Source organism: Stieleria neptunia (genome assembly GCF_007754155.1).
GTDB classification, from domain to species: Bacteria; Planctomycetota; Planctomycetia; order Pirellulales; family Pirellulaceae; genus Stieleria; species Stieleria neptunia.
This window is the reverse complement of record NZ_CP037423.1, coordinates 5,404,130-5,426,379: the sequence shown is the minus strand read 5'-3', so window position 1 is coordinate 5,426,379 and position 22,250 is coordinate 5,404,130. Positions and strand designations below refer to the sequence as shown.

The following is a 22,250-nucleotide window of genomic DNA, read 5'->3' as shown; positions in this document are numbered from 1 at the left end:
ATGATGGGGGCAAGACGATGGGGGCAAGACGATGGGGGCAAGACGATGGGGGCAAGACGATGGGGGCAAGACGATGGAAGGGAAAAGAAGGGTAGGCAGAATGATAGGGGGCAGAATGATGGGTGGCTGGAGGATGGGTGGGGCATCCGTGGGGCTGCTTTGCCAGCGGTGTCAATCGTTGCCCGGTGTGGCGAGAGGCCGGTACACTGGTCGCTGCAAACTTCGATTCACAACGGGAGAAACCGATGGTCAAGACGACTTTTCGATTGATGATTTGGGCGACGATGATGTTCGGTGTGCTCAATCAATGCAACGCAGAACAGATGCCGCCCGCCGAACCCTATGTGTTCGGCTACACCGATCAACTCAGCTACGTTGCCGGCGAGTCCGTTGCCTTTCACCTTTCGTCCAGCCAGCCCCGTGTGGATTTGACGATCACTCGGGTCGGTGCCCAGAGAGAACAGGTCCATCGTGAGGTCGGTGTTGCGTGTGCGGCCCACCCCATTCCCGATCGGGCTTCGTCGGACGGTTGCAACTGGCCCACTGCCTGGACATTGACAGTTCCCGACGACTGGAAGACCGGCTACTACGAGGTCGCGATGAAGTCCGGTGATGACGATGACGTGCGAGGGTCTCTGTTCTTTGTCGTCCGCGCTGGTGATTCCCAATCGAAATCCAAAATCTTGCTGCAACTGTCAACCAACACCTACAACGCGTACACGAACTGGGGCGGCCACAGTCTGTACAGCTACCATGATCGCGACGGATTGCAAGGCCATCAGGTGTCGTTCGATCGGCCGATCAATTCTCAGTTCGGTAATTGGGAGTTGCCTTTTGTGCGTTGGGCTGAAGCGAACGGATTTTCGATTGACTTTGCGGTCAACAGCGACTTGGAGTTTCATCCCGAGATCCTAAAAAATTACAAGTTGGTGTTGAGTGTCGGGCACGACGAATACTGGTCTTCGCCGATGCGAGATCATCTGGAGCGTTTCATCCGTGACGGTGGCAACGTTGCGTTTTTCAGTGGCAACACCTGTTGTTGGCAAGTACGCAGTGGCAGTGATGGCCGAACGCTGACGTCATGGAAACAGACACCGAACATGGATCCGTTGTATCGTACGGGCGACCACCGTTTGCTGAGCACGGCGTGGAGCCACCACTTGGTGGGTCGACCCGAGAATGAATTGACCGGCGTCGGTTTTTTGTGGGGCGGCTACCACCGCAGCCACGGCCAGTTCATGGACGGCTCCGGCGCGTTTACCGTCCACCAACCCGATCATTGGCTGTTCAAGGGCACGGGATTGAAACAGGGCGACGCGTTCGGTGGCAAGGACAGCATCGTCGGTTACGAGTGTGACGGATGCGAAATGAAGTGGATCGACGGAGTTGCCACAGCGACGCACAACGACGGGACGCCCCAGTCGTTCCAGATCCTTGGCACCTGCGAAGCCCGTTGGGCGCCCGGCGACAGTTACTGGTACGACCGATTTCCGACCGATCGAGTGGGCGCAGCGGTGTTGGGAGTTTATACGTCCGCCGCAGGTGGCACGGTGGTGACAGCGGGCACGACCGACTGGGCCCATGGACTGCGCGGCGCGGACCCCGCGGTGGTTCAAATCACAAAGAACGTGCTGGATCGGTTGTCACAGTAGACACGCGCCACTGGCTGACGCCACGTGCTGAGATATCGGTCTACGTGATCACCAGCGAATCGACGCACAGGACATGCTTTTCGTCTTGGGGATCGACCAGAACCCGCACCGCTGCGTTTTGATCGGCAAGCGATCTCGCCCGCTCGATCCCTGAATAAACGTTGGCGGTCGTCTGCCGCGATTGACCGTCGACGTCATACGTGACGTGCAGCACATAGCGACGTCGCGAATTGATTTCCGTGTTCGTCCGCTCGACACGCTCGATCCGCCCCGTATGAACCGTACCCTCCCGAAGCAGTCGGTATTTTCGGCGCCCGTGCCGAATCGAAAAGAACAGCATCAAGCCGCCCGCGAGCAGGAAGGTGGCGGCGAAGGGAATGCCGAACAGACGGTCATTGCCTTGCAGCACCAAAAAAATCAAAATCGGGACGACGACCCCTGCGACAGTGAATACGATTCCCATGGCAATCAGCATTTTTACGTCCGGAATGACCTGACGATGCATTCCCGAGGGGATATCCAGCCGCGGGACCGGTTGGGCGAGAAACTGTCGGACTTCATCGCTGGACAATGCGATCCGATCAAGTTCGTTGCGCAGGATACGGCCGGCGATTCCACCCATGTTTTCGGCCGCCGCATAGGCATCTTGAACCCGGGCTTCACGATTGATTTCCGGGTGCCGGTCGAGTTCCTGTTCGCCCTCTCGAATCAACCGAAAGATCTCGGCCGAAGCGTTGACAAACTCATCCAATTCTTCGCTCTTGCAAACGCGCCCTTGCTGGAAGACGGCGATGCGGCCGCGGTTTCCACGCAGACTCCAGCCCGCGTGCTGGGAAAAATATTCGCGCAGCTTCGGTGTGAACAACAGACGGACCGCTTTTTCATTCCAGGCGTGTAGCAAATAGTCGGCCGAGAATTTCGGTGAGTCGTCAAAGTTGACGTCGTTCATTCCCCCGATGGCCGAAAAGACCGCTCCAAGGATCCCTTTGCGATGGGGGAACATCGCGACGTAGGGAAGATGGATCTCTTCATCCAACACGGCCACGGTCTGCCGGACGCGCCGTGACGATTCGGATTCAGCGTCCGAGGACCGGTAGCGGATCTCCGCAATCGTAACGTTTACGCCGCCCTGTTCACTGGACTGCTGATGATCGACCGTCACATTCTCAGAAAAGAGATCAGAAAGCGATTCGGCGAGTGATTCGGTGGATCGATTCATTGCGTCTCGGAACGACTGGAAAAGGAAAGGAGCGACTTCGGAACCTGCTCCGGCCATGGTCCGCTGATTCGAACCTTTCGAATCCGCGCGGATGTCTGTTCGCGGTTGTGGAACAATCCGAACACCATGTCACCGAGTCGCGTTTGTGGCTCTCGGTTGAAAATTGATTCACCGTTGAGCACGATTTCCAGCTTGGTGCCTCGGCGTGTCAGTTCTACCTGGTTCCATTGAGATGCCTTCAGCGGCAACGCTTTGGGTTCCACGCCGGGCAAGGAGACTTCGAATCCTTTGGGAATCGTCCAGGCCGTGTTTGGGGCATTCATCAAGTGCAGCTGCAAACCCGTCGGACGCATCACGTAAGCAATTCGGCCGATCGAGGGGTGAGCCTCCGTTTTCCCTGCTTCGTAGAAAAATTCATAGGAGATCGTTTCGCCGTCGCCGAGTGGGCGTTCATAGCGGATGCTGTTCTGCCCATTGAAGCTTTGTGGCAGGACCTTGCCGCTGACCAATTCTCTGTTCTTGACCGTCCAGGCTAGGTTCTTGATCTGGTCGGGTTTGGGCCCCGATCGATAGCTTCGGGGGGCGTTTTCGTTTTTGTCGTGTTGATCGAGATTCACGTCGGCCGTGGGGAGTTTTGCATTCAAGTACTGTCCCGACCAACCCCGCAGCGTGTCGTCGGGGATCAAGTCGACGTGGCGAGCAATGGTGGGTTGTCCGGTGATTTTGATGTTTTGCACGGACGTGCGTTTGTCACCGGCAAGCATGATCGCGAGCCAAGGCGAGTGATTTTTTCGCGGTTCGCGATAGATCAATCGATCGTTGACGCGATAGCTGAGCGATTCGTCATCCAGCGTTACGCTGCAACGGTTGAATTCGTTTTTCTTGGTGACGTCAGAGTAGAATCTCGACCAGTCGTTGCTGTTTTGTGATTTCACGTAGACACTTTTGTTATGCGCCAACGCGGCGAACTGCAGCCCGTCGAACACCAGTTCCGATTCTCGCCAACCGCCGTCCAACGTTTCGACTTCGACGGTGAAATTGCCTTGCAGCGGATAGCGGAACCACAAGAAGTCGGTGCCAAATCCACAAACATGATGGATTCGACTGTCGCCATCGGTCACCCAGACTGCCGGCGTTTTTCCTTCCGAAAAATCTTTGGCGCTGGCGTGCGTCGCGCGGATCCAGTGCGTCAGATCATCGGCCGAACGCAAGGATGACGTTTCCGCCGAACCTCGCGTGTGTTCGTACCGCGCCACCCAAGGCATCAAATACCCGCGTGATTGGGTGTGCGTATGACCGATCAGGGCCTTCGTCACCTTTTTAGAAAACTCATCGTGAGCCGGGTCGGCTGCCAGGATCGACGCGAGTTGCAGTTCCGCCAGCGGTGCCTGCGATGCCGGTTTTCCGTCGCCCGGTTGAATCGAATCCAGCGACTGGGTGATGCCGGAAAGCAATTCTGGCGCGACGGGTTGCTTCATCGCCGCCAGACAGATCGCCATCGCGGTGTCGGCTTCCGCGCGCCCGTCCGATTGTGCTTTTTGCAATCGTTTCAAAAGATCGTCTGTCGCATCGATCTGCATCGCCAGTCGCGCCAGGGAGTAGTAGTTCGTCGCGATCGGCAGGGACTGATCGGGAACGGGCGGGAACGGCGGGTAATAACCGCCGACCGACGGGGGAATCCAGGTCGGCAACGGCTGACGCCGAGCGAGCGTTCGGATCGTTTGCAGCGGACCATCGCCTTGGAAGGTCCAATCGGCCAGGATTTGGTAGGCCGCTTTACGATCCGGCATGGCCTGAATCGACTCCAACGCCCAGCACCCGACCCAGTCATTTCCGCGATCGAAGCCTTGTGCGAATCCGCTTTGCCGCATCGCCAGGTAGGTCAATGCTTGATCGAGTCGCCCTTTGGGTATCAACAACTGGGCGACCTTTTCTAATTGGCCCAAACGTCGCGTGACGCGGCTGCTGATCGCCGAATAGCGGTCGTTGTCGTGGGCGGTCAATTCAAGGTAGTTGTTGATCGACACGTCGACGAACTCTTGCTTCATTCCATGGTCCATGGCTAGCTTTGCCAGGTGCAACGAAAACGTATCAAACGGTTCGATGTTGGCGTATCGCTGGGACGGTCGGTTTTGGTCGATCAGTGCCAACCCCAACTCAAGCGCGCGGGGGCGACAATGCGAATCATCGAGCGCCAACAGCAACGATTGCATGACCAATTCTTTGGGAAGCGTGTTGAGCGCCGTGGCGTCAACGGCCTGGTACCGTGGCAACGCCGCTTCGCCCCGTTTGTCATTGAGCAGCACCAGTCCGGCCAACAGATTCGTTTCGGAATCATCGCCGGTCAGCAGGGACATCAATTTGTCCGTACGCTTTGACCAGCTCGCCCGGCGGGCCAAGCGATCGAAAACGCTATGAATGACGATCCGATCATTCGGCTTGATGGAAACCGGTGTGCACAGCGTTCGAATTCGCGAGCCGGGTTTTCCCAGTGTGAGTTCAACGAGAGGATCGAAGACGAATTTTGTGTACAGCTTTTTGACGCGCCACGCTTCATCGAGATCCAAAATGCGTTGTGCCAGTCGGACTTCGTCTGGATCCAGTTCGTTGGCCGACGACGTGGACGACGTGGATTGTCGCGGGCGAGCGCTGCCGAGCAACTGTCCCAAGGAACCTGCCGAGTTGTCTTCTGATTCGTCTATCTCGATCGGACCGGCGGGTGCCGTGACGGCCGTGGCGAACGCGGACGCCGAAATGTCGGGCATCCCTGCGTCGATCGCTGCGTGTGACAGATCCAACAACATCCATTGGCTGGCGCCCAATTCAATCGCCCGTTTCCACAATCGCTGTGTGGTTTCCTGGTCACTCCGCGCCAGTGATTGCTTTGCCAACGCAGCGATGAAACAGGTTTGTTCGATTCGGCTGGTTCCCGGAATCGAATCGAAATCCAGCTCCGCAAACTTCTTTCGTGTCGCAACAGCTTCGTCACCGGATGCTCCGCGGTCGGCTCGCAGTATCGACGCCATCAGCAACCGCCCCCGTAGCCGATGATTCGTCACCTCGGGATCGTCTTGTGTGACGCCGGTCCAACGGTCGATCAGATCATACAGCGGTTGATGGACTCCGACGACATCCGAGGCGATCGCGTGGGCGGCGGAGGCGGCATCGTCTTGCGGACGCTTCTCGGCGAGCGTTTTCATTTCGACGGCAAACTCATTCAACGCTTCGGCGTTCTTCGGATCATCGGCCGCGTCTTCCAGCATTTCAATCCACAGCGACGACACGGCGAGATCGGTAAACGGTTGATCGCCTAGGGTGATCGCGAAATCAACGGCGGTGGGACCGTCGGTGGTTTCATTGACCATCGAGCGGACCGTGGCCAATCCGCCCAGCTTTCGGACCTGATCCAATAACTCGTTTTGCTGCTTTTCAAACTGCTCCTGGCGTCCCGATTGATAGCGGCCGGCTTTCCCGAACAGCGATTTGTCGAATTCGCGTGCGACACGGAGGGCATCGGAGGGATAGTCGATTTTCGCCAAGAATTCCATCATGCTCAGCGTTGATCGGATCTTTTGATAGGCTTCGTACTCGGGATTGCCGAACTGTTGACCCGGATTGGTCTTTTCGTCCGCGATGGCTGCCAGAGCCAGTTCGCGGGCGCGGCTGTTGTTGCCAATGTCGGCCATGAAGTTACAGATCCGACCTTTCAACGAATACTGAAAGTCGCGGTTGCTGCGGTCGGTCGTGTTCTCCAACGCGTACTCATAAAGACGCTCGGCCAACGGCTGCATCGGCGGATGGGTATCGATCAAGCTGCCGACCAACCACAGCACGTCGTGCGTCGGTTGCGGATTGTGGTCTTTCTGGACCAGCGGCTCAAGTAACTCCTTGGCTTCGTCGTATTCCTTGTTCGCCGTCAACACGAGCGCGAGCCAGACCTTGCCTTCCAGCCAATCTTCGTTCTCTTGTAGTTTGGCCCGCAACAATTCTTCGACCGCTTGGGCGTTTTCCTTACTCTGGGAGACGTGGCGGACGAAGTAGGTGGTCACGTTGTTGTGTCGACCGTCGCTGCCGGTGGAATAACCGTTGAACAGCGTGCTCCATGTGTTTCCGTTTTCGGACGCTTCGATCATGAAACGCGCCGTCCGCATCACGAGTTCGCGATCGGTTAGGATCTTGCTGGCCGAACCCATGATGTTGCTCATCGAGTACATCGAATTGGTGGCGGTCGGCGGGATGTCCAGCATAGCTGAAAACAGCGCACGGGCTTTGTCGACGGCATTTGCATCGCGAACCAAATCGCTGCAAATTTCCGACACTCGATGATCGGTAAACTTTTGCACGCCGACTTCGATCATCAGATCGGCCAGGTCGCCGAGTCGCTGTTGGCTATCGAAGGGGCGTTTGATCTCGTAGAAGTTTTGGTTGAAGGAATCTTGCTTGCGTCGCAACAGTTTTAGGTAGGCGTCGCAGGCTTCGTCCATTTTTCCGGCGGCCACGAATTGTTGGGCGGTCGCTTCCAGGGCACGCGCGCTGTTGACATCCTTCAGTTCGGTTTCGCCGAGCAGCGCCTGTGATTTTTCCGTTTTGCCGGCGGCCACGTACAATTCGGCCAGCTCCGACCGGATCCGTTGGCTTTTGGGGGCTTTTTCGAGTTTTTCTTCGGTCGCGGCGATCAGCGACGTCAAGTGTCCCGTCGTCGAGAGCGTTTGCAGGGCGTTGCGGCGTCGGACTTGATTGGTCGTCGTGTAGCGGCTGCCCGAGCGGCGTGGTGGGGCGCTGCGACGCAGCAGTTCCATCGCCACTTCGGCGGCCTGATCGTTTTCGCCTTGGGCGACGAAGTAAGTCATCAACGATTGCAGCTGGTCGGTGTTGCTGCCGCCGCGGCTTCTTAGTCGCCGGACGAGGTCCGAAGCGAGCTGTCGCATGTCCAATTTACGCATCAGTTTGGCGAGCTCGATCTGGGCGTCGGTGTTCAGACGAACGCCGAACAATCGCCGCGCCGCCAGTTGCGCCCGCTCGCGGTCTCCGATCGCGGCAGCCAATCGAGCCGCGGCGAACTCGCGAACCGCCATCGTGTTTTGGTCATAGACGGTCAACGAATCGATCGCGTCCAAGGCTTCGCGTTTGCGGTCTTGTCGCAACAGCAAATCAGCCGACATCAGACGCAATTCCGGTTCCATCTGGGGCAGTTCGTTCGATGCCAAGCGGTTCGCCAGCTGGAGTTGCTCGATCGCTTCATCGACGCGTTTTTCCCAATACAACACCGATGCCGCGGCGAGGTGTCGCTGGATCGCTTCACGCGGAGACTCGGACGCGTCGATGCCCGTTCGCAGCGATTGGAGCCATTCGTCGGCGTGATCCTTCATGCGTTCCCAGACGTTGTATTGGGCAAACACGAATGGATCCTCTGGGCCGAGGCCGGTCGGGGGGAATTCGACGCTGACTTGGACATAACGTCCGGCCACCACGCGGCCTTGATTTCTGGGGCCACCAATTCCCGTCAATCGAATGACGCGTCGTCGCAGGGGCTTGGTCGCTTCCTCTTTCAGCATTTCGTCCATCAAGGAAAACACACGCTCTCGATAGGTCGCATCGCTGGGCCCCTTGGACAACCCATCCTCGATGCGTTTTACGGCGCTGAATATCGAAAGTAGTTGAGCCACGGGCGTGTTGCCGTAAGACCGTCGGAGCTCTTGTTGGCGTTGGATCGCATCTTCCAAGAGCGGCCAGAGCTGTGCGTCGGTGCCGTAGGTCGACGCTTGCTGGATCGCAGTGACCAAGCCGACCGAGTCGGCGTTTTCGATGGCATTGTTGAGATGTTGCTTGAAGTATTGATCCGCTTCGTCGGTTTTGCCTGCGATCCGAAGCTCCGATCCATAGATCATCTGCCACGACGCGCCGCGGCCATATTGATCGGAGACGGATTCGTCCGGTGATTCCGCTTTCGATTTCAACCAAGCCATGCGATCATCGGGCAGTTTCCGCAATGCGATGTCGCTGCGCTGGGCGTAGCTGATTCGATTGACGAACAAGCTGACCAGTTGCGACATCCCGATCTCTCGATCGACTTCCGCCAGACGCCAGATCGCTGTCCATTCGGCGGGGTTTTGGGGGCTCATGAAGGAGCTTTGCTGGACGGATGCGGCAATCGTGGCGGTTTCGTACCAGGTCCAGACTTGGTCGGCCGATGCGTCGGCGGCCATGGCGGCTTTCTCCAGACCTGCGAGGTGGTCGTTGATCGCCGAGCCTTGGGTGGCCATTTGTTTGAGCTGGCAATAGCGTGCCATCAATTTTGCGTGGCCGAAATCCATCGGTTGGGGCAGCGACATCGTCGATGGGTAACCGTATCGATCATCAACGATCTGGTAGAGCGAGTACATGTTTTGAAGTCGCCCGACTCGAATCGACGGCCGTGTGTAGCTCTGGCCGGAACTGGTTCGCACCGTTCTCTCGTACGGCTTGCCACCGTCGGGGAGCGTCGCGTCGTCCAGGTTCATCGCGATCAAGTTTTCGGCGGTCTGCGCTGCGGTTTCCCAGTCGCCTTCATCGGCCTGCAGCACCATCAGGCGGAAACGTGTTTCCCAATCGTCACTTTGTCGCTCCAGGATCTGTTTCGCCAATTTGATCGCCGTTTCGTTTTCGCCGGCCGCGTACAGACGATTGATATTGCGGGCCAGGAGAGTCTGATCCGAACTCGTCTCGGTCATCCGAAACCACATCACTTGAGCCTCGTCGACTTCGCCGATGTCGATCAGCAGCGACGCGAGTCGGGCTTCGTTCTTGCGGTCGGGGGCCAGGCGTGTGAGTTGACGTTGCAAGGCGACCGCTTGGTCGTACTCGCCGACTTGTTCGGCCAGTGACACCAATCGTTCCAACAGCAACGTGTCGCGACCGTCTTCGGCCAACAGTCCTTCTAGTGCCTGGCGTGCCAGTCCCAGGTCGCCCGCCTGTTGGTGTGCGGTCGAAATCAGGTCGATCGTGGTGCGTCGATCACCGGATTCCCGCCCGCGGATTTCCAAACGGGTGATCAATTGATCCAGTCGGTTGGTCCGCAAGTAAAGATCCGTCAGCGTGTTGACGAGGTTGCGTCGATCGTCCAGGTCACCGGCGCTGTCGAGCATTTTCCAATACAATTCGATCGCCTGATCGGTCTTGAAATCCTCGGCCAGTTGGCTGGCGAGCATTTGCTGGGCCTCGTTGCTGCGTGGATTCAACCGCGCGCAGCGTCGTAGCGTGTCCAGGCGTTGATCGATCCGTCCGATGTTCCCGCACAAATCGGCGTAGAATCGATAGGCCTCGATGGAACCCGAGGACGCGGCCAACAGCTCTTTGCCGACGGCGACCGCCTGGTCGGTTTCTCCGACTCGCAAATGCAGCGAGGAGAGTTTTTGCAGGTGCCCGTTACGAAATCGAGAATCGGTTTCGGCCAACAGTCGGCGTTTTTCGATCGCCAAGGGAAGCCGCCCCGAATCCTCGTACATCCGCGCGGCGATTTCCAACGCGTCGATCGAGTTGGGATCGCGATCGAGTGAGGCTTCGATCGCCTCGAGTGCGTCCGGTATTTTTCCGGCGGCGTTGAAGAGGATGGCCAGTCGTCGCCACGCATCCGCATCGCTGTCTTCGGCCTCGGTTTCCGCGCGGGCTTGCGCGATCCGTTGCTCCAGTTTTCCCGAAGCTTGATAGGTTTTCAATTCAGCCGCGAACACCCGCTCTCGTTCGTCAACGTTTTCGGTCGCAGCGGCGGCCAAGGCGATTTGTTCCAATGCCGCATCGAATCGTTCGGCGTCGCGCAGCCATTCGGAATACCGCAAGCGATCTTCGATCGTGGGATCCAATTCACAGGCTTCGGACATCACCTTCAACGCTTCCTCCGGTCGGTCAAACTGGTGGAACACCTCGGCCAATCGAATCAAGTTCTTTTGATTGCGGAGTTCGCCGGCGACCAGCGATCGCCATACGTCCAACGCTTCGGCTTCGCGCTCAAGCCCGTGCAGGTACTCGCCGAGATACTCCTTGTACTGCGGTTGATCGGGTGCGAGTTTGATGGCGGCTTGGTATTGCCCGATCGCGTCGTCGACCAATTCGGCACCACGTAGCAGATCGGCGACCTGGGACTGGATGACGGCGTCGTCGGAGCGGGAGTTTGCCAGTCGTTTCCAGACGTCAGCGGCCGCTTTGATACGAGCTTCTTTGGGTTGCTTGCGGTTTTCGATCAGGATTTGGCCCCAACGCACGAAGTGGTCCGGATTGTTCGGTTCCAATTCGATCAGCGTTTCGTACTGCCGGGCCGCCTCGGCGTAGTTTTCTGCGGCGACGTGGGCGTTGATCAGTGCCAATCGGGGCGTGGGATCGCTGGGCGCCAGTTCGATCGCCTTTTCGAACCAGGACAACGCTTCGGGGCCGCGGCCCTGGATCGACAGCGTGCGGGCGAGTCGAATGACCGCGCCCAAATCTTCGGGATGGTCGTCGACCCAGGTTTGGTAATACTCCGCCAGACCGGCATAGTCACCGCTGGACAGGAACGTGGCTTCGATACGCCGGCGAGCTTCGTCGTACAGGTAGCTGCCCGGGCGAAGTTTCCCCAACAGCGTTTCGAATTGACGGATTGCGGTCGGCCGGTCGCCTGCTTGGGCGCGGAGATCGGCGGCCCGCATCGCAAACACGATTTTGTCATTCGGCGAGCGGGCGTCTTTTGCCAAGGCGTCGTACCGTGCCAATGCTCCTGGCACGTCGCCTTCTTCGATCATCACACGGGCGATCCGCTGTCGCACCCCGTCGTCGCCCGGAAAACTTTCTTCCAATTGCGTCCAGATCCGCAGCGCTTCCTCGGTCTTTCCGGCGCGTTGGTACAGGCGACCGAGTTGACCGGCGAACTTCAGGTGGTCCTGTCGCGACGGTTTCAAATCAATCGCCCGCTGCATCGCCGCGGATGCCTCGTCGGTCCGTCCGACCATCAACAGGGCTTGGCCGTGGTAGTAGGCGGCCAGCGGGCTCTCGGGCAGTTTCGCTTCGGCCGCCGCCAAAGCCTCGATCGCCGCGGCGTCTTCGCTGCGTTGCAGTTGCAGCAGTCCCGCGACCATCCAGTGGCGACCGGACTCATCCTCGTCGGTCGCGGCTTCGGCCTTGTCGGTCAGTCCGTCAATCAACTCGCCGATGTCGCCGACGCCGATGTGGTAACCGAACACGCGGTCCAGCGCGGTTCCCGCGTTGGGGCGTCGCAGCAACACCTCCAAAAACTTCGCCGCGGTGGTGCGTTCACGCTGCTCTTCTGCCGAAAGAGTGGGTTCTTGAGCAGGGCAACGGACTGTGAAACAGACACCGGACAAAAGCAATACCAAACAGATGACGGTCCGCTTCCATCGCCCGCCGTACGGGTCGGCGAGGTGATTGTCAGCGTTGGCGGAAAGACAATGCATCCGGTAGGCCTCCTGGCTCAATGAGATCGTGCGTCGTCCCGTTTTGGGGGACCACCTTGTAGAGCTATAGGCTATCACAGACCGACGGCCGCAATGGGACGCCGGGAATTGAAACGACAAGAAAATGGGTGACGTCGTCGGATTAAATCATCAAGCTGCTTGCGCGTCGGATCGGTGTAAGGCTATACTGGAACCGTGTCGCACGCGACGCACCAACTCGCAGCCACTTCTCTTCGCGTTCCGGTTGTCGCGGGGCCATTCCGTTTGTCGAATTCCTTCGAAGACTCCTCGACGCGCTCTTTTCGTGATGATGAGTTTATCATCTCGGATGAACTGCAGGCATTGCTCGACCGGTGGGAAGCGATGGTGGCCGAGGGGAGCAATGTCACGATCGAGCAGCTGTGTGACGGTGACTTGAAGCTCGCGGAGCAATTGCGGGACTACGTCGCTTGGCTGGAGATGTTTTCTCGGTTTGAAAGTCCCACTGCGGCGACCATTCCCGAGACGATCGGCCGCTACAAGATTCTGGCGGAAATCTCCCGCGGCGTGTACTCGGTCGTCTATCTGGCCGAGCAGCAGTTCCCGGCCCGCAAGGTGGCACTCAAGCTGTTGCATGACATCACCGCCCGCCCCCGAATCAAATCGCGATTTCAATTGGAAGTCGAGATGCTGGGGACGCTTCGCCACCCCAACATCGCCCAGATTTTCGACGCCGGCGTCGCGGAGGTGTTCGGGGCACCGCGTCTGTACTTTACGATGGAATGGGTCGAGGGGACGGATGTGCTGCGATTCGTTCAGTCCAAACAGATGACGTCGGATTGGTCGCCACACGATACCCTCACACTTTGTCTGAAGTATTGCGATGCGCTGTCCGAGGCACATGCCGAGGGGATTGTGCATCGGGACTTGAAACCGGCCAATCTGCTGGTCACCCATGACGGTGTTCCCAAACTGATCGATTTCGGGTTGGCGCGCCTGCGTCGAAACAGCGCCGACGAGCGGGGCCAGGAGTCGACGACCGAGGCCTGGATCGGGACCCGCAGCTACATGAGTCCCGAGCAGTTCAATGCCCAGCCGTCACAGATCGATGCTCGGACCGATGTCTACGGTTTCGCCGTCGTGCTGTACCAGCTACTGTCGGGTCAGCTTCCTTATCAGATCGCCAAGAAGTCGATGTGGGAGACGGCGGAGGTCGTCAAAAGTGAGGCCCCCGTGCCGATCGGCCGTCTCGACCGTCGATTCCGCGGCGATCTGGAACTGATTTTGGAAACCGCGTTGGCGAAAGAGCCGGCGGAGCGCTATGCCTCGATCGATGCGTTCGCCGCCGATTTGCGAAATTACCTGCAAGGCAAACCGATCCTGGCCAGGCGGCAGGGTGCCGGCGATGCGCTGTGGAAGTGGTGTCTGCGGCACCGCCGGGCGGCGTCGCTATCGCTGATCGCGTTGGCGTTGCTGACCACCCTGGCCGTCACCGCCGGCATCGCCGCCAAGGTTGCGAACCAACGCGCGCTAGACCTCCGCCGGGCGAATCAGATTCTCGAAGCCAACCAGGCGGCTCTGGAGCGGGCGAACCGGCGCTATTCCGATTCCGTTCGTCAGCTTCGACGCACTGCCTCGAATCAAACGTTGTTGCGTCTGGGCGCGATGGTACACCGCGAACCCGACCATGTCGCCGAACAATTGGCCGACGAAACGATCTGTCCCGAGGATCTTCGTGGTTTTGTTTGGCGATTGCTTGACGCTTCGACGACCGACACGATTTCGGGGTGGAATGCCGACGACCGAGGACTGTTGGATGTGGCCATTTCCGATGACGCGACGTGGTTGGTCACCAGCGGGCCGTCGGGAGTCCGTGCCTGGGAAACATCGACGGGGAAACGGATCGCGGCGATCTCCGGTCAAATCGATTCGCCGGCGGTACGCCTGGCTCTGGATCGAGACTCCCGCCGCGTGCTGTTCGCTCGACGTGATGGGAAAGCGGCTGTGTTGGATGTCGATTCCGATCAAGCACAAGTGCTGGAGCCGGCGCCCGGCGCCCGGGTGACGGCCCTCGCGACCGTCCCGGGATCCGACGCCTATCTGGTTGCCGATCAGACCGGCGGGCTGGCTCATTACAGTCGTCCCGGCGGGGAACAAATCTGGGAACGCCGACTCGATGAATCCGCGATCATCGGCCTGACCGTTGCCGCGGACGGCGATCGCGTCGGCGCGGTGTCGCAGTCGGGGGTGTTGACCGTCTGTGATTTGCACAGTGGAGAACCGATCGAACGTCGACAAGCGACCTTCTTCGCAAACCAGACCGATCCGTACGTTCGAGGCCGCTACTCACCCGACTTGCGCCTGGCCAGCCTCAGCCGTCGACTCGATAGCGTCGGTATCTGGGATCTCGCCTCGGATCAGCCGTATCAGACCTGGAGTGACCAAATTTTTCTTCCCGATCTGGACTTCGTCGGGAACGGCTCGGGGGCTCGGCCGCACCGTTTCTTGCAAGTCGGTCGTGGGCGTGTCGATCTTTGGGGCAGCGATGGAAAACTCGCGACGCTCTATCGCAGTGATCGCGCCAAACGAGTCGGAAAACGCTTGGCGGCGTCCAGTCCGCAACAGCTGGTGGATCTGGATCCGTTCAGCTTGGACGCGTCGCTGGACGGTGACAAGGTGGCGATCGGACTGCGGGGAGGGCGGGTGCTGGTTGCGTCGGTGACTCCGCCGAAGCTTTACCGAATTTGGCCATCCCTTGGGAACGTGGTCAGAAGACTGGCTTTTTCGCCTGACGGAATGCTGCTGGCGACCTACAGCCCCAACGGAAAGATCGGGATCTATGAAACCGATTCGGGAACCTTGCAACGTCAATGGGACACCGACACCAAGGGAACCTGTCAACTCATGTTTGCCGGATCCGGTCGCTGTTTGATCACCCGGCAAAGAGGACGCGATCTTAGAGTTTGGAACGTCGGCACCGGCCGGCAAATCGATTCTCCGAATATTCCTGGCGGCGCGCGTGAAATCATGTTGGATGGAGATCGATTGCTGCTCGGGTTCAGCGAATGCAATCCGCTGTGGCAACCGTTAGTACGAACCGACGAAGGGATTCGTCTGGGACATTCCGACGTCCACGTCGAATCGAAACTGTCCCGTTCGGTCAAAGACCGTTCGTCAGGATTGATCGCCACAGCCGACGAAAATCAGGTCGTCACGCTGTGGCGGGAATCGGAATCTGGCCAGTGTGAACAATTGGCCCGGCGGCAACTGGCCGACCTGAAGACGATGAAATTCTTGCCCGGCGGCAAGGCGTTGGTCACCGGCACGCTGGCCGGAGTGATCTCGGTTTGGTCGATGCCCGAGTTTGAGGAAGTGGCGCGTCGTCAACCCAATCCATCTCAATTGGGTGAAATCGATTTCGCCAGCGATGGGAATGTGATGGCGAGCGGCCACTTCGACGGCGAGGTGTTGTTCTGGGACACCGAAACCTGGGAGACCCAATTGGTCGTCCAAACCGACGTCGCCCCGATCCGCGATCTGCAGTTCTCACCGACCGCAGACCGCCTCGCCGTCGGTGGCAAGGCGGGGCACCTGGCGGTGTTTGACGCAGGTTCACTCGCGGCCAAAGAACTGCTCTTCCGACGGCAGGGCGACGAAGACCCAACTGGCCGGAAAAAAACGGACGATTTCACCCGGACGATAACCTTCCAGAAGTAGGCCGCACTGCAGCTGAATCTGCACGCCGCAGCAGCCCGGCACGATCGGGACCTGATTGGTTCTTAAAATGTTGCCGCCTTTGCGGTCGTTGAGCGGCTCGTAGGTCATCAGACTCCGACGGGCCACGGCCAGCGTCCCTTTCGGTTTCAAATCGTCTTTCGCACCGCCCGAGGTTGGCCAACCCAGGGGCTCGGCAACGACGTCGTCCAAGCTGTCCAACAGGCTCATGTCCAGGCCGTCGAAAAACGTGACCGTGACCGTGGATGCCTTGTCGTCCACCGCGTCGATCCAACCCGGGATGCCGCGCTGGTGGATGTGGTCGCGATGACGCCGCAGTTGGCGGTCGCGGGCCAGGTCGCGGCTCTCCTGGTCCAGCCAGATCTGAAACACGCGGCCCGGGCCATAAAGCGTGGCCCAGGTCAGGTTCAGTTGCACTTCCTGGCCGGGGCGAATGCTTGCCAGGGTGCCAAAGCCATGTCCCTGGTAAACCACCGTGCTTTCAAGCAGATCGAACAGTCTGGTGTCGCCTTGCGGTTGACCGTCGCTCAGCAACGTCGCCTTCAGTTTCATCGTCTCCTGATCGACTTCGTCAACTCTCCAGACCTGATCGCGCCGCGCGTGGTAACTGAAGTCATCTTCGATCCGAATGCATTGCCGGAACGCCGCTTCCGGAGAAATCCGATTGTGACGTCTCGCAATCGGCGGACGAGTGTCGTCCGGGTCGGTCGGGTAACACCAGGTATGAAGATGGGTGCCCAGCGGAATGTCTTGAAGCGCCGCCGGCTGGCCGTTGTATTGGATCGAACCGTAGGGCAGCATCGTCAGCAACAGCGGCAGATCCTTGACACCGGCGCCCTGTGAATCATCCCGATCCACGCGAATGTGCAGCTCGCGCTCGGCGTGATCGACCCAGATCAATTCACCCTTGATGGCGTGCGCCGAGCCCTCAGGCGGAAACTCGCCCTTGACCGGTTGATACCACGGCAGGTCCTTGTCCTGGTTTTCATCGGTGCGGAATCGGGGGGCCGCGTCGTCCGCCAGCGCCGCCGCTCCCGCCGCCGCAATCACAACCGCGGCAATGACAACCGTTGCTGCGACAACCGCCGGCAACAGGAATCGCAGTGTCCGCACCATCCTCATGCCACGATCTCCGAGATCGTACCCAGGCTGTCCTGAAACTGATCGACTTCGACGTCCGCGCGGTGCAACATCGTCAGGAACAGATTGCTGAGGTGCGCGTTGCTGTCGACCGGCCGGCCGCAAATCTTGTAGTGGGCGCCGGCGTCGGCGACGTTGTATTGCCCGATGACCGGTAAATTGAAATCGAGGTGCTGGCCGTGCTTCCATCCGAGCTTGCGGCCCCCGGCCAGGATCGTGGGCAGGTTGGCATTTCCGTGGCTGTGGCCGTAGGACATGCCGCTGCCCCAGAGCACCTGCGTGGTGTCCAGCAAGCTGCCGTCGTCCTCCCGGTGTGCTTTCAACTGGTCCAGGAAATAGCTCAATTGCTCGACAAGGAACGTGTCCGTTTGCGTGAGTCGACGCAGTTGCTCGGGGTCGCCGTTGTGATGCGACAAACCGTGCCGGGTCTGCGAGATGCCGATGTCCGGAATCGCCCCGCCGTTGGATTCGCTGCAGATCATGCAGGTGATGACGCGGGTCATATCGGTGCGCAGCGCCAGAACCATCAGGTCAAAGAAGATTCGGTGGTATTCTTGAACCCGGCTGATGTCCATTTTCGCGGTGAAGCGATCTGCAGCTCCCCGCGGCAGTCCGGGGCGGGGGACGTCCAGCCAGGCATCCGCCCGGTCGGTGCGGATTTCCACTTGGCGAACGGCGGTCAGATACTCGTCTAGCTTGCTGCGATCGGCCGAGCCCATTTTCTGGTTCACACGCCGGGCGTCATCCATCACCGCATCCAGAATACTGCCGCGGCGATTCAGACGCCGGCGCACGACGTCCTTGCCACCTCGTTCACCCACGAACATGCGTTCAAAAACCGTCTTGACGTTGCGATCGGCCGGCAGCTGAATGCCGTCCCGCGACCAGGCCAGTGAGTGCCCCTCGATCGCGAGTTCCAGGGACGGGAATCGAGTCGAAACGCCTTGCACTTCGGCCATCAACTGGTCGACCGAGACGGTGTTGCGAAACGAGACGCCGCTGGACGGAACGTTGGCACCGGTCAGCCACACTTTGTCACAATTGTGATGCTTTCCCAGCACCATCGGATGGTGCAGACCGCTGATCGGCGTGACGTCTTGACGGTGGCGCTGCAGTGAAGCGAGTGGCGCGGTGAACTCGAAATCCGCGCCGGCTTTCTCGATCTGCCACGTCAGCGTGTTGACGCCGTTGGGGATGTAAAGAAAGACGCTGCGTTTGGGTTCGGTCGGCGCCGGCAGGCTTCCACCCTCCGCCATGCAATCGAGCAGCGGCAGCGCGATGCTGGCACCGATTCCCCGCAGCACGTGGCGGCGGTTGAGACGCCAGTTCTTCGTCTGGATGTTCATAGAATCTTTCTATCGTTTTTGAAAGAGGTCGGAGAGGACGAATGTTTCCAGGATCGTTCGCACCCGGTAATCGTTTTCACGGCTGATCTCGGCGATCGCGTTCAATCCCTCGCGATCGTCAATCGTCATCGTGCGTCGCATGCCGTAAATCGCCAGTTTTTCGATAAACGTTCGGTTGAACGCGTCGAGGTCAGCCAGCAACAGTTGCTGAAACTCTTTGGCGTTTGCAAACGTTCGGCCGTCGGGCAGTTCGCCACTGGCATCGACCGGAGGGTCATCGCCGGTGCCCTCGACCTTCTCATGCGTTCGCCATTGGCCGATCGCATTGTAGTGGTCGAACGCCAAGCCGAGTGGATCGATTTTTTGGTGGCACGAGGCACAATTCGGATGGTGCTTGTGCGCTTCCAGTTTCATCCGCAGCGTCGCTTTGGGGGCGTCCGTCGGAGTCGGCTCGATGGGATCGACATTGGCCGGCGGAGGCGGAGGTTCTTTGCCCAGAAAAACTTCCGACAGCCACGCGCCACGATGCACCGGGCGGTGCCGCGTGCCGTCGGACGTCAGCGATAGGACCGACGCGTGCGTCAGCAGACCGCCGCGATGATACTGCGGTTGCAGCGCGACGCGTTGAAAGCAGTCGTCGACGACGTTTGGAACGCCATAAAACCGGGCCAGCCGGGGATTGAGCATCGTCCAGTCGGAATCGATGAACTCGCGCAGCGTCAGACCTTGACGCAACACTTCGGCAAAAAATGCCTGACTCTCGCCGACCATACTCTGTTCCAAATGGTCGTCGTAGTTCGGGTAGATGTTCCTGTCCGGCGGAAACATGCCCACCTTGCGCAGATTCAGCCATTGGGAGGAGAACGAATGCATGAAACGCTCGGCGCGGGGATCGGCCAGCATGCGGTTGAACTGTGCCCGCAGAACCGCCCGATCGCGGAGTTGTCGATTCTCGGCCAGCGCAAACAGTTCGTCGTCCGGCATCGTGCTCCAGAGCAGATAGGACAGCCGGGTCGCCAGTTCCCAATCGTTCAACTCGCCCCGTTCGGCCTGTTCGTCGCCCTCCGCGATGAACAGGAAACTCTTGGAACTGAGGATCGCCACCATCCCCGTTTTGACGGCGCTGCGAAACGTCTCACCCGCCTCCAATTCACCCTCGACGATTCCGAGATAGGGCTCTAATTCATTCTCACCGAGTGGCCGTCGGAAGGCACGCCGGGCGAACCGCGACATGCTTTCGGCGGCGGCGCTGAGCGATTCTTCGGTCGCCAGAGACTCGTCGCGACGCCGTTGCTCCTGGTTCGTCACCATCGGACCGCGGATGCTGATCGAATCGATGATCAGGATCGGATACCGCGGGCTACCATCCTGGTTCGTGATCTTCATCTGCCAGGGCGCGCGGCGATGCTTTGTCGTAATGAACGGAATCCTGCTTGTGGCGTTGGTGCGCGGATGATTTGGGACTTGATTCTCGTTGGTCACGTAGATTTTCGGCGGGCGACCCGGTGGATTCGGAAAGTGGGCCTGAAACGTCACGGTGACCGGTTCGTCTTCCGACGCGATGATGTCTTGTTCGAATAACACGCGATCCAGATCCGGCTCGGTCACCTTCATCCGCGGCGCGATGCCATTTTCCGGCTTCAAACCGCAGACGGTGTAGCTGATTTCGTACACGCCGGGACCGGGGAATCTCAGCTCAGGCCCACGCCATGGATTGGAATAGCGATAGATCTGGCCCGAGGTCGTCAACGGGGCTCTGACCTTGTCGAGCAATCCTGCTGCGTTGAGCCGCTGGAAATGATTGTCTGTCTCCTTGACCTCCATCGCCCGCTTGCCGGCTTCGAGGAACTCGATGGGCTCCTCCGGATACGCTTCATCCAAAATCACTTCGGCCGCTTTGATGTACTTTTCGATGTGCGACGGCGAAAGGGTCAGGACCGAACCGATCCGCTCGAATCCGTGCCATTGGGGATCTTCAAAAAGTCCGCCGGGATCGCTGGCGTCGTATTCCACCCCGATCAGATCGCGGACGGTGTAAACGTATTCTTCCCGTGTCAGCCGCCGATAGGAAACCCGCTCGCGCTTCGCCAGCCGCGCCGACTCACCTTCCTTCATCCGCGCAGCGATCCACTCGACGATTTCGGCTCGCAGATCCGCAGTCGGTTGCTCCGCGGCATCCTCCGGAGGCATCTCGCCCGACTTGACCCGCTCCATGATCTCAACCCATTGCGGCGTGTCTTCAAAACCGACGCTCGGCGACAGATTGTCGACGCGGAAATCGCCATTCGCGGCGTCCTTGTCATGGCACTCGATGCAGTGCACCTCGAGGAACGCCCCGACCTTGGCGTCGAGTTGTTTCGCATCGAGTTGTTTTGCATCGAGCCCTTCGGCACGCAGCGTCGTGATGAGTGAACAAATTGAGACCAGGCAAGCCGCAACGGATGGTTTCATGATGAGAAACTTCATGATTCACGATTCATGTCAAATGCATTTGTTTCGTCATCGCAACATGCCTGGCGCCTCCATGGTGCGAAAAAACGGTTGACGAGTCGAAAGTATATCTACTTTTTCGCTCCCGGGTTCCAGCGACCAATCCCCCGTCAGCTCTTGACTTGGGTGTCGCGGAACTCACCAACGGATTGTCGATCGAAGCCCGCATACGTAAGCGAGGGGCCACACGGTGACTCTCGCAAACGCGTTCGGGCCAACAACATCATGTTGATTTCGGAACATCGACTCAATCGACAGGCCACCAAGAATTTCGGACGGCACGTCAAGTTGTCGAATGTCTGAACGGTTCTGGCCAACACAAGAACCCAAATTCTTGATTTGAAAAAATACACCTGCAATTCAGACCGCAAGCGTGTTTGATTACTGAGATCCGACGTTTCCGATCCCAAATTTTCTCGTCGCCCATTTTCTTGTCGCCATTCGCTTCCCGATGCGAATAAAACCCCCAGCCCCTTTGAGGGTTCCAGCACCGTTTAGGGGTCTCAACCGGGGTGCGAACGAACAACGGGCGGCGTTTCTGAGCGACGAATTTGCGGCGTGGAGGTGTGTTCGATCCGCGGTTCCCAGGCATCACGTAGCTCGTATTTGAACTCTGCCGGAAAGCTGATCGGGGCCAAGCCGAGGATGGTTCCCGCCAGCACAACGCCGGCCACCGCGAGGGCGCACGCCAGTTCGCGTTTCATGTTGACGCGGAGTGCGGCGCGTTTCTTGATGTAACCGACCAGACGCGAACCGTTCATCACGACGTGGGCGGAAGCCGCGACGCCGAACAGGAGGCTCGCGTTGATGTGGACCGCTGCCCATTGTTGCCGGCCGAGCGAAATCGCGGTCCAAGACGTGGCATGGGCGACCCGGCCTCGTGGGGCGAGATACAACGCCAGTCCTGATGTCAGCATCATCAGCATGCCCAGCACCAGGACGATGGAAGTGAATCCCCGCACACTAAATGGCCTTTGGACGGCGACCGTCGTCGGGCGTGTCGCTGTCGGGGCTTTGTTGGATGGGTGGGCGATACTCATTGCCTCAATCCTCCGTTTGACATTCTTAAACAGGATGAATCGTCCCCTGGTTCTTGCCGTATCGAAGACAGCAAATGGATCCCAGCGGGAAGCGTTACGGGCTATTGATTTAAGCGGGATCCGCTCAGTCAATGGTGAGCCGCTGGCCGTAAGGCCTCGGGCAATGCCAGGATGCCCGGGCGTTTTTGCGTCACGGCTCACTCAATCAACAGGCCGGTAAGCGAGCGGCC

8 protein-coding genes are annotated in these 22,250 nt (G+C 59.0%); 2 read left to right on the top strand and 6 right to left on the bottom strand.

All coding sequences use genetic code 11. The annotated features are described in order from the left end of the window. The first annotated feature begins 245 nt into the window (after positions 1-245). Entirely contained in the window at positions 246-1,652 is a 1,407-nt protein-coding gene (locus Enr13x_RS18725; RefSeq protein ID WP_197456145.1) for a N,N-dimethylformamidase beta subunit family domain-containing protein, read from the top strand. A gap of 40 nt (positions 1,653-1,692) precedes the next feature. Here Enr13x_RS18725 and Enr13x_RS18720 read toward each other — a convergent pair whose 3' ends face one another. Both Enr13x_RS18720 and Enr13x_RS18715 read right to left on the bottom strand, forming a co-directional pair. After that, positions 1,693-2,871, bottom strand: coding sequence for a DUF3592 domain-containing protein (locus tag Enr13x_RS18720; protein WP_197456144.1), 1,179 nt, complete (start codon positions 2,869-2,871; stop codon positions 1,693-1,695). Continuing rightward, positions 2,868-12,290 carry a DUF1583 domain-containing protein gene (locus Enr13x_RS18715; protein ID WP_145388474.1) on the bottom strand — a complete coding sequence of 3,141 codons (9,423 nt, stop codon included), beginning with the start codon at positions 12,288-12,290 and terminating at the stop codon, positions 2,868-2,870. The genes Enr13x_RS18720 and Enr13x_RS18715 overlap by 4 nt, the downstream gene beginning before the upstream one ends. A 195-nt stretch (positions 12,291-12,485) precedes the next feature. Here Enr13x_RS18715 and Enr13x_RS18710 point away from each other — a divergent pair, with 195 nt between their 5' ends. Continuing rightward, entirely contained in the window at positions 12,486-15,986 is a 3,501-nt protein-coding gene (locus tag Enr13x_RS18710) for a WD40 repeat domain-containing serine/threonine-protein kinase (protein WP_145388473.1), read from the top strand. Here Enr13x_RS18710 and Enr13x_RS18705 read toward each other — a convergent pair. The 4 genes from Enr13x_RS18705 to Enr13x_RS18690 all read right to left on the bottom strand — a co-directional run bounded on the left by Enr13x_RS18705 (position 15,882) and on the right by Enr13x_RS18690 (position 22,020). Continuing rightward, entirely contained in the window at positions 15,882-17,126 is a 1,245-nt protein-coding gene (locus Enr13x_RS18705; RefSeq protein WP_145388472.1) for a hypothetical protein, read from the bottom strand. The genes Enr13x_RS18710 and Enr13x_RS18705 overlap by 105 nt on opposite strands. Next, complete coding sequence (locus Enr13x_RS18700) at positions 17,123-18,490, bottom strand: DUF1552 domain-containing protein (protein WP_145388471.1); 1,368 nt, start codon at positions 18,488-18,490, stop codon at positions 17,123-17,125. The genes Enr13x_RS18705 and Enr13x_RS18700 overlap by 4 nt, the downstream gene beginning before the upstream one ends. A gap of 9 nt (positions 18,491-18,499) precedes the next feature. Further along, the gene (locus tag Enr13x_RS18695; RefSeq protein ID WP_231744371.1) at positions 18,500-20,941 is read right to left on the bottom strand and encodes a DUF1592 domain-containing protein; all 2,442 of its coding nucleotides are present in this window, start codon (positions 20,939-20,941) and stop codon (positions 18,500-18,502) included. A 542-nt stretch (positions 20,942-21,483) separates the two neighbouring features. After that, positions 21,484-22,020, bottom strand: coding sequence for a DUF4405 domain-containing protein (locus tag Enr13x_RS18690; RefSeq protein WP_145388469.1), 537 nt, complete (start codon positions 22,018-22,020; stop codon positions 21,484-21,486). Positions 22,021-22,250: the final 230 nt, after the last annotated feature.

Coding starts and splice junctions, on each gene's coding strand:
- Enr13x_RS18725 (WP_197456145.1), top strand. CDS start 246: ATGGTCAAGACGACTTTTCGATTGATGATTTGGGCGACGATGATGTTC.
- Enr13x_RS18720 (WP_197456144.1), bottom strand. CDS start 2,871: ATGAATCGATCCACCGAATCACTCGCCGAATCGCTTTCTGATCTCTTT.
- Enr13x_RS18715 (WP_145388474.1), bottom strand. CDS start 12,290: ATGCATTGTCTTTCCGCCAACGCTGACAATCACCTCGCCGACCCGTAC.
- Enr13x_RS18705 (WP_145388472.1), bottom strand. CDS start 17,126: ATGAGGATGGTGCGGACACTGCGATTCCTGTTGCCGGCGGTTGTCGCA.
- Enr13x_RS18700 (WP_145388471.1), bottom strand. CDS start 18,490: ATGAACATCCAGACGAAGAACTGGCGTCTCAACCGCCGCCACGTGCTG.
- Enr13x_RS18695 (WP_231744371.1), bottom strand. CDS start 20,941: ATGAAACCATCCGTTGCGGCTTGCCTGGTCTCAATTTGTTCACTCATC.
- Enr13x_RS18690 (WP_145388469.1), bottom strand. CDS start 22,020: ATGAGTATCGCCCACCCATCCAACAAAGCCCCGACAGCGACACGCCCG.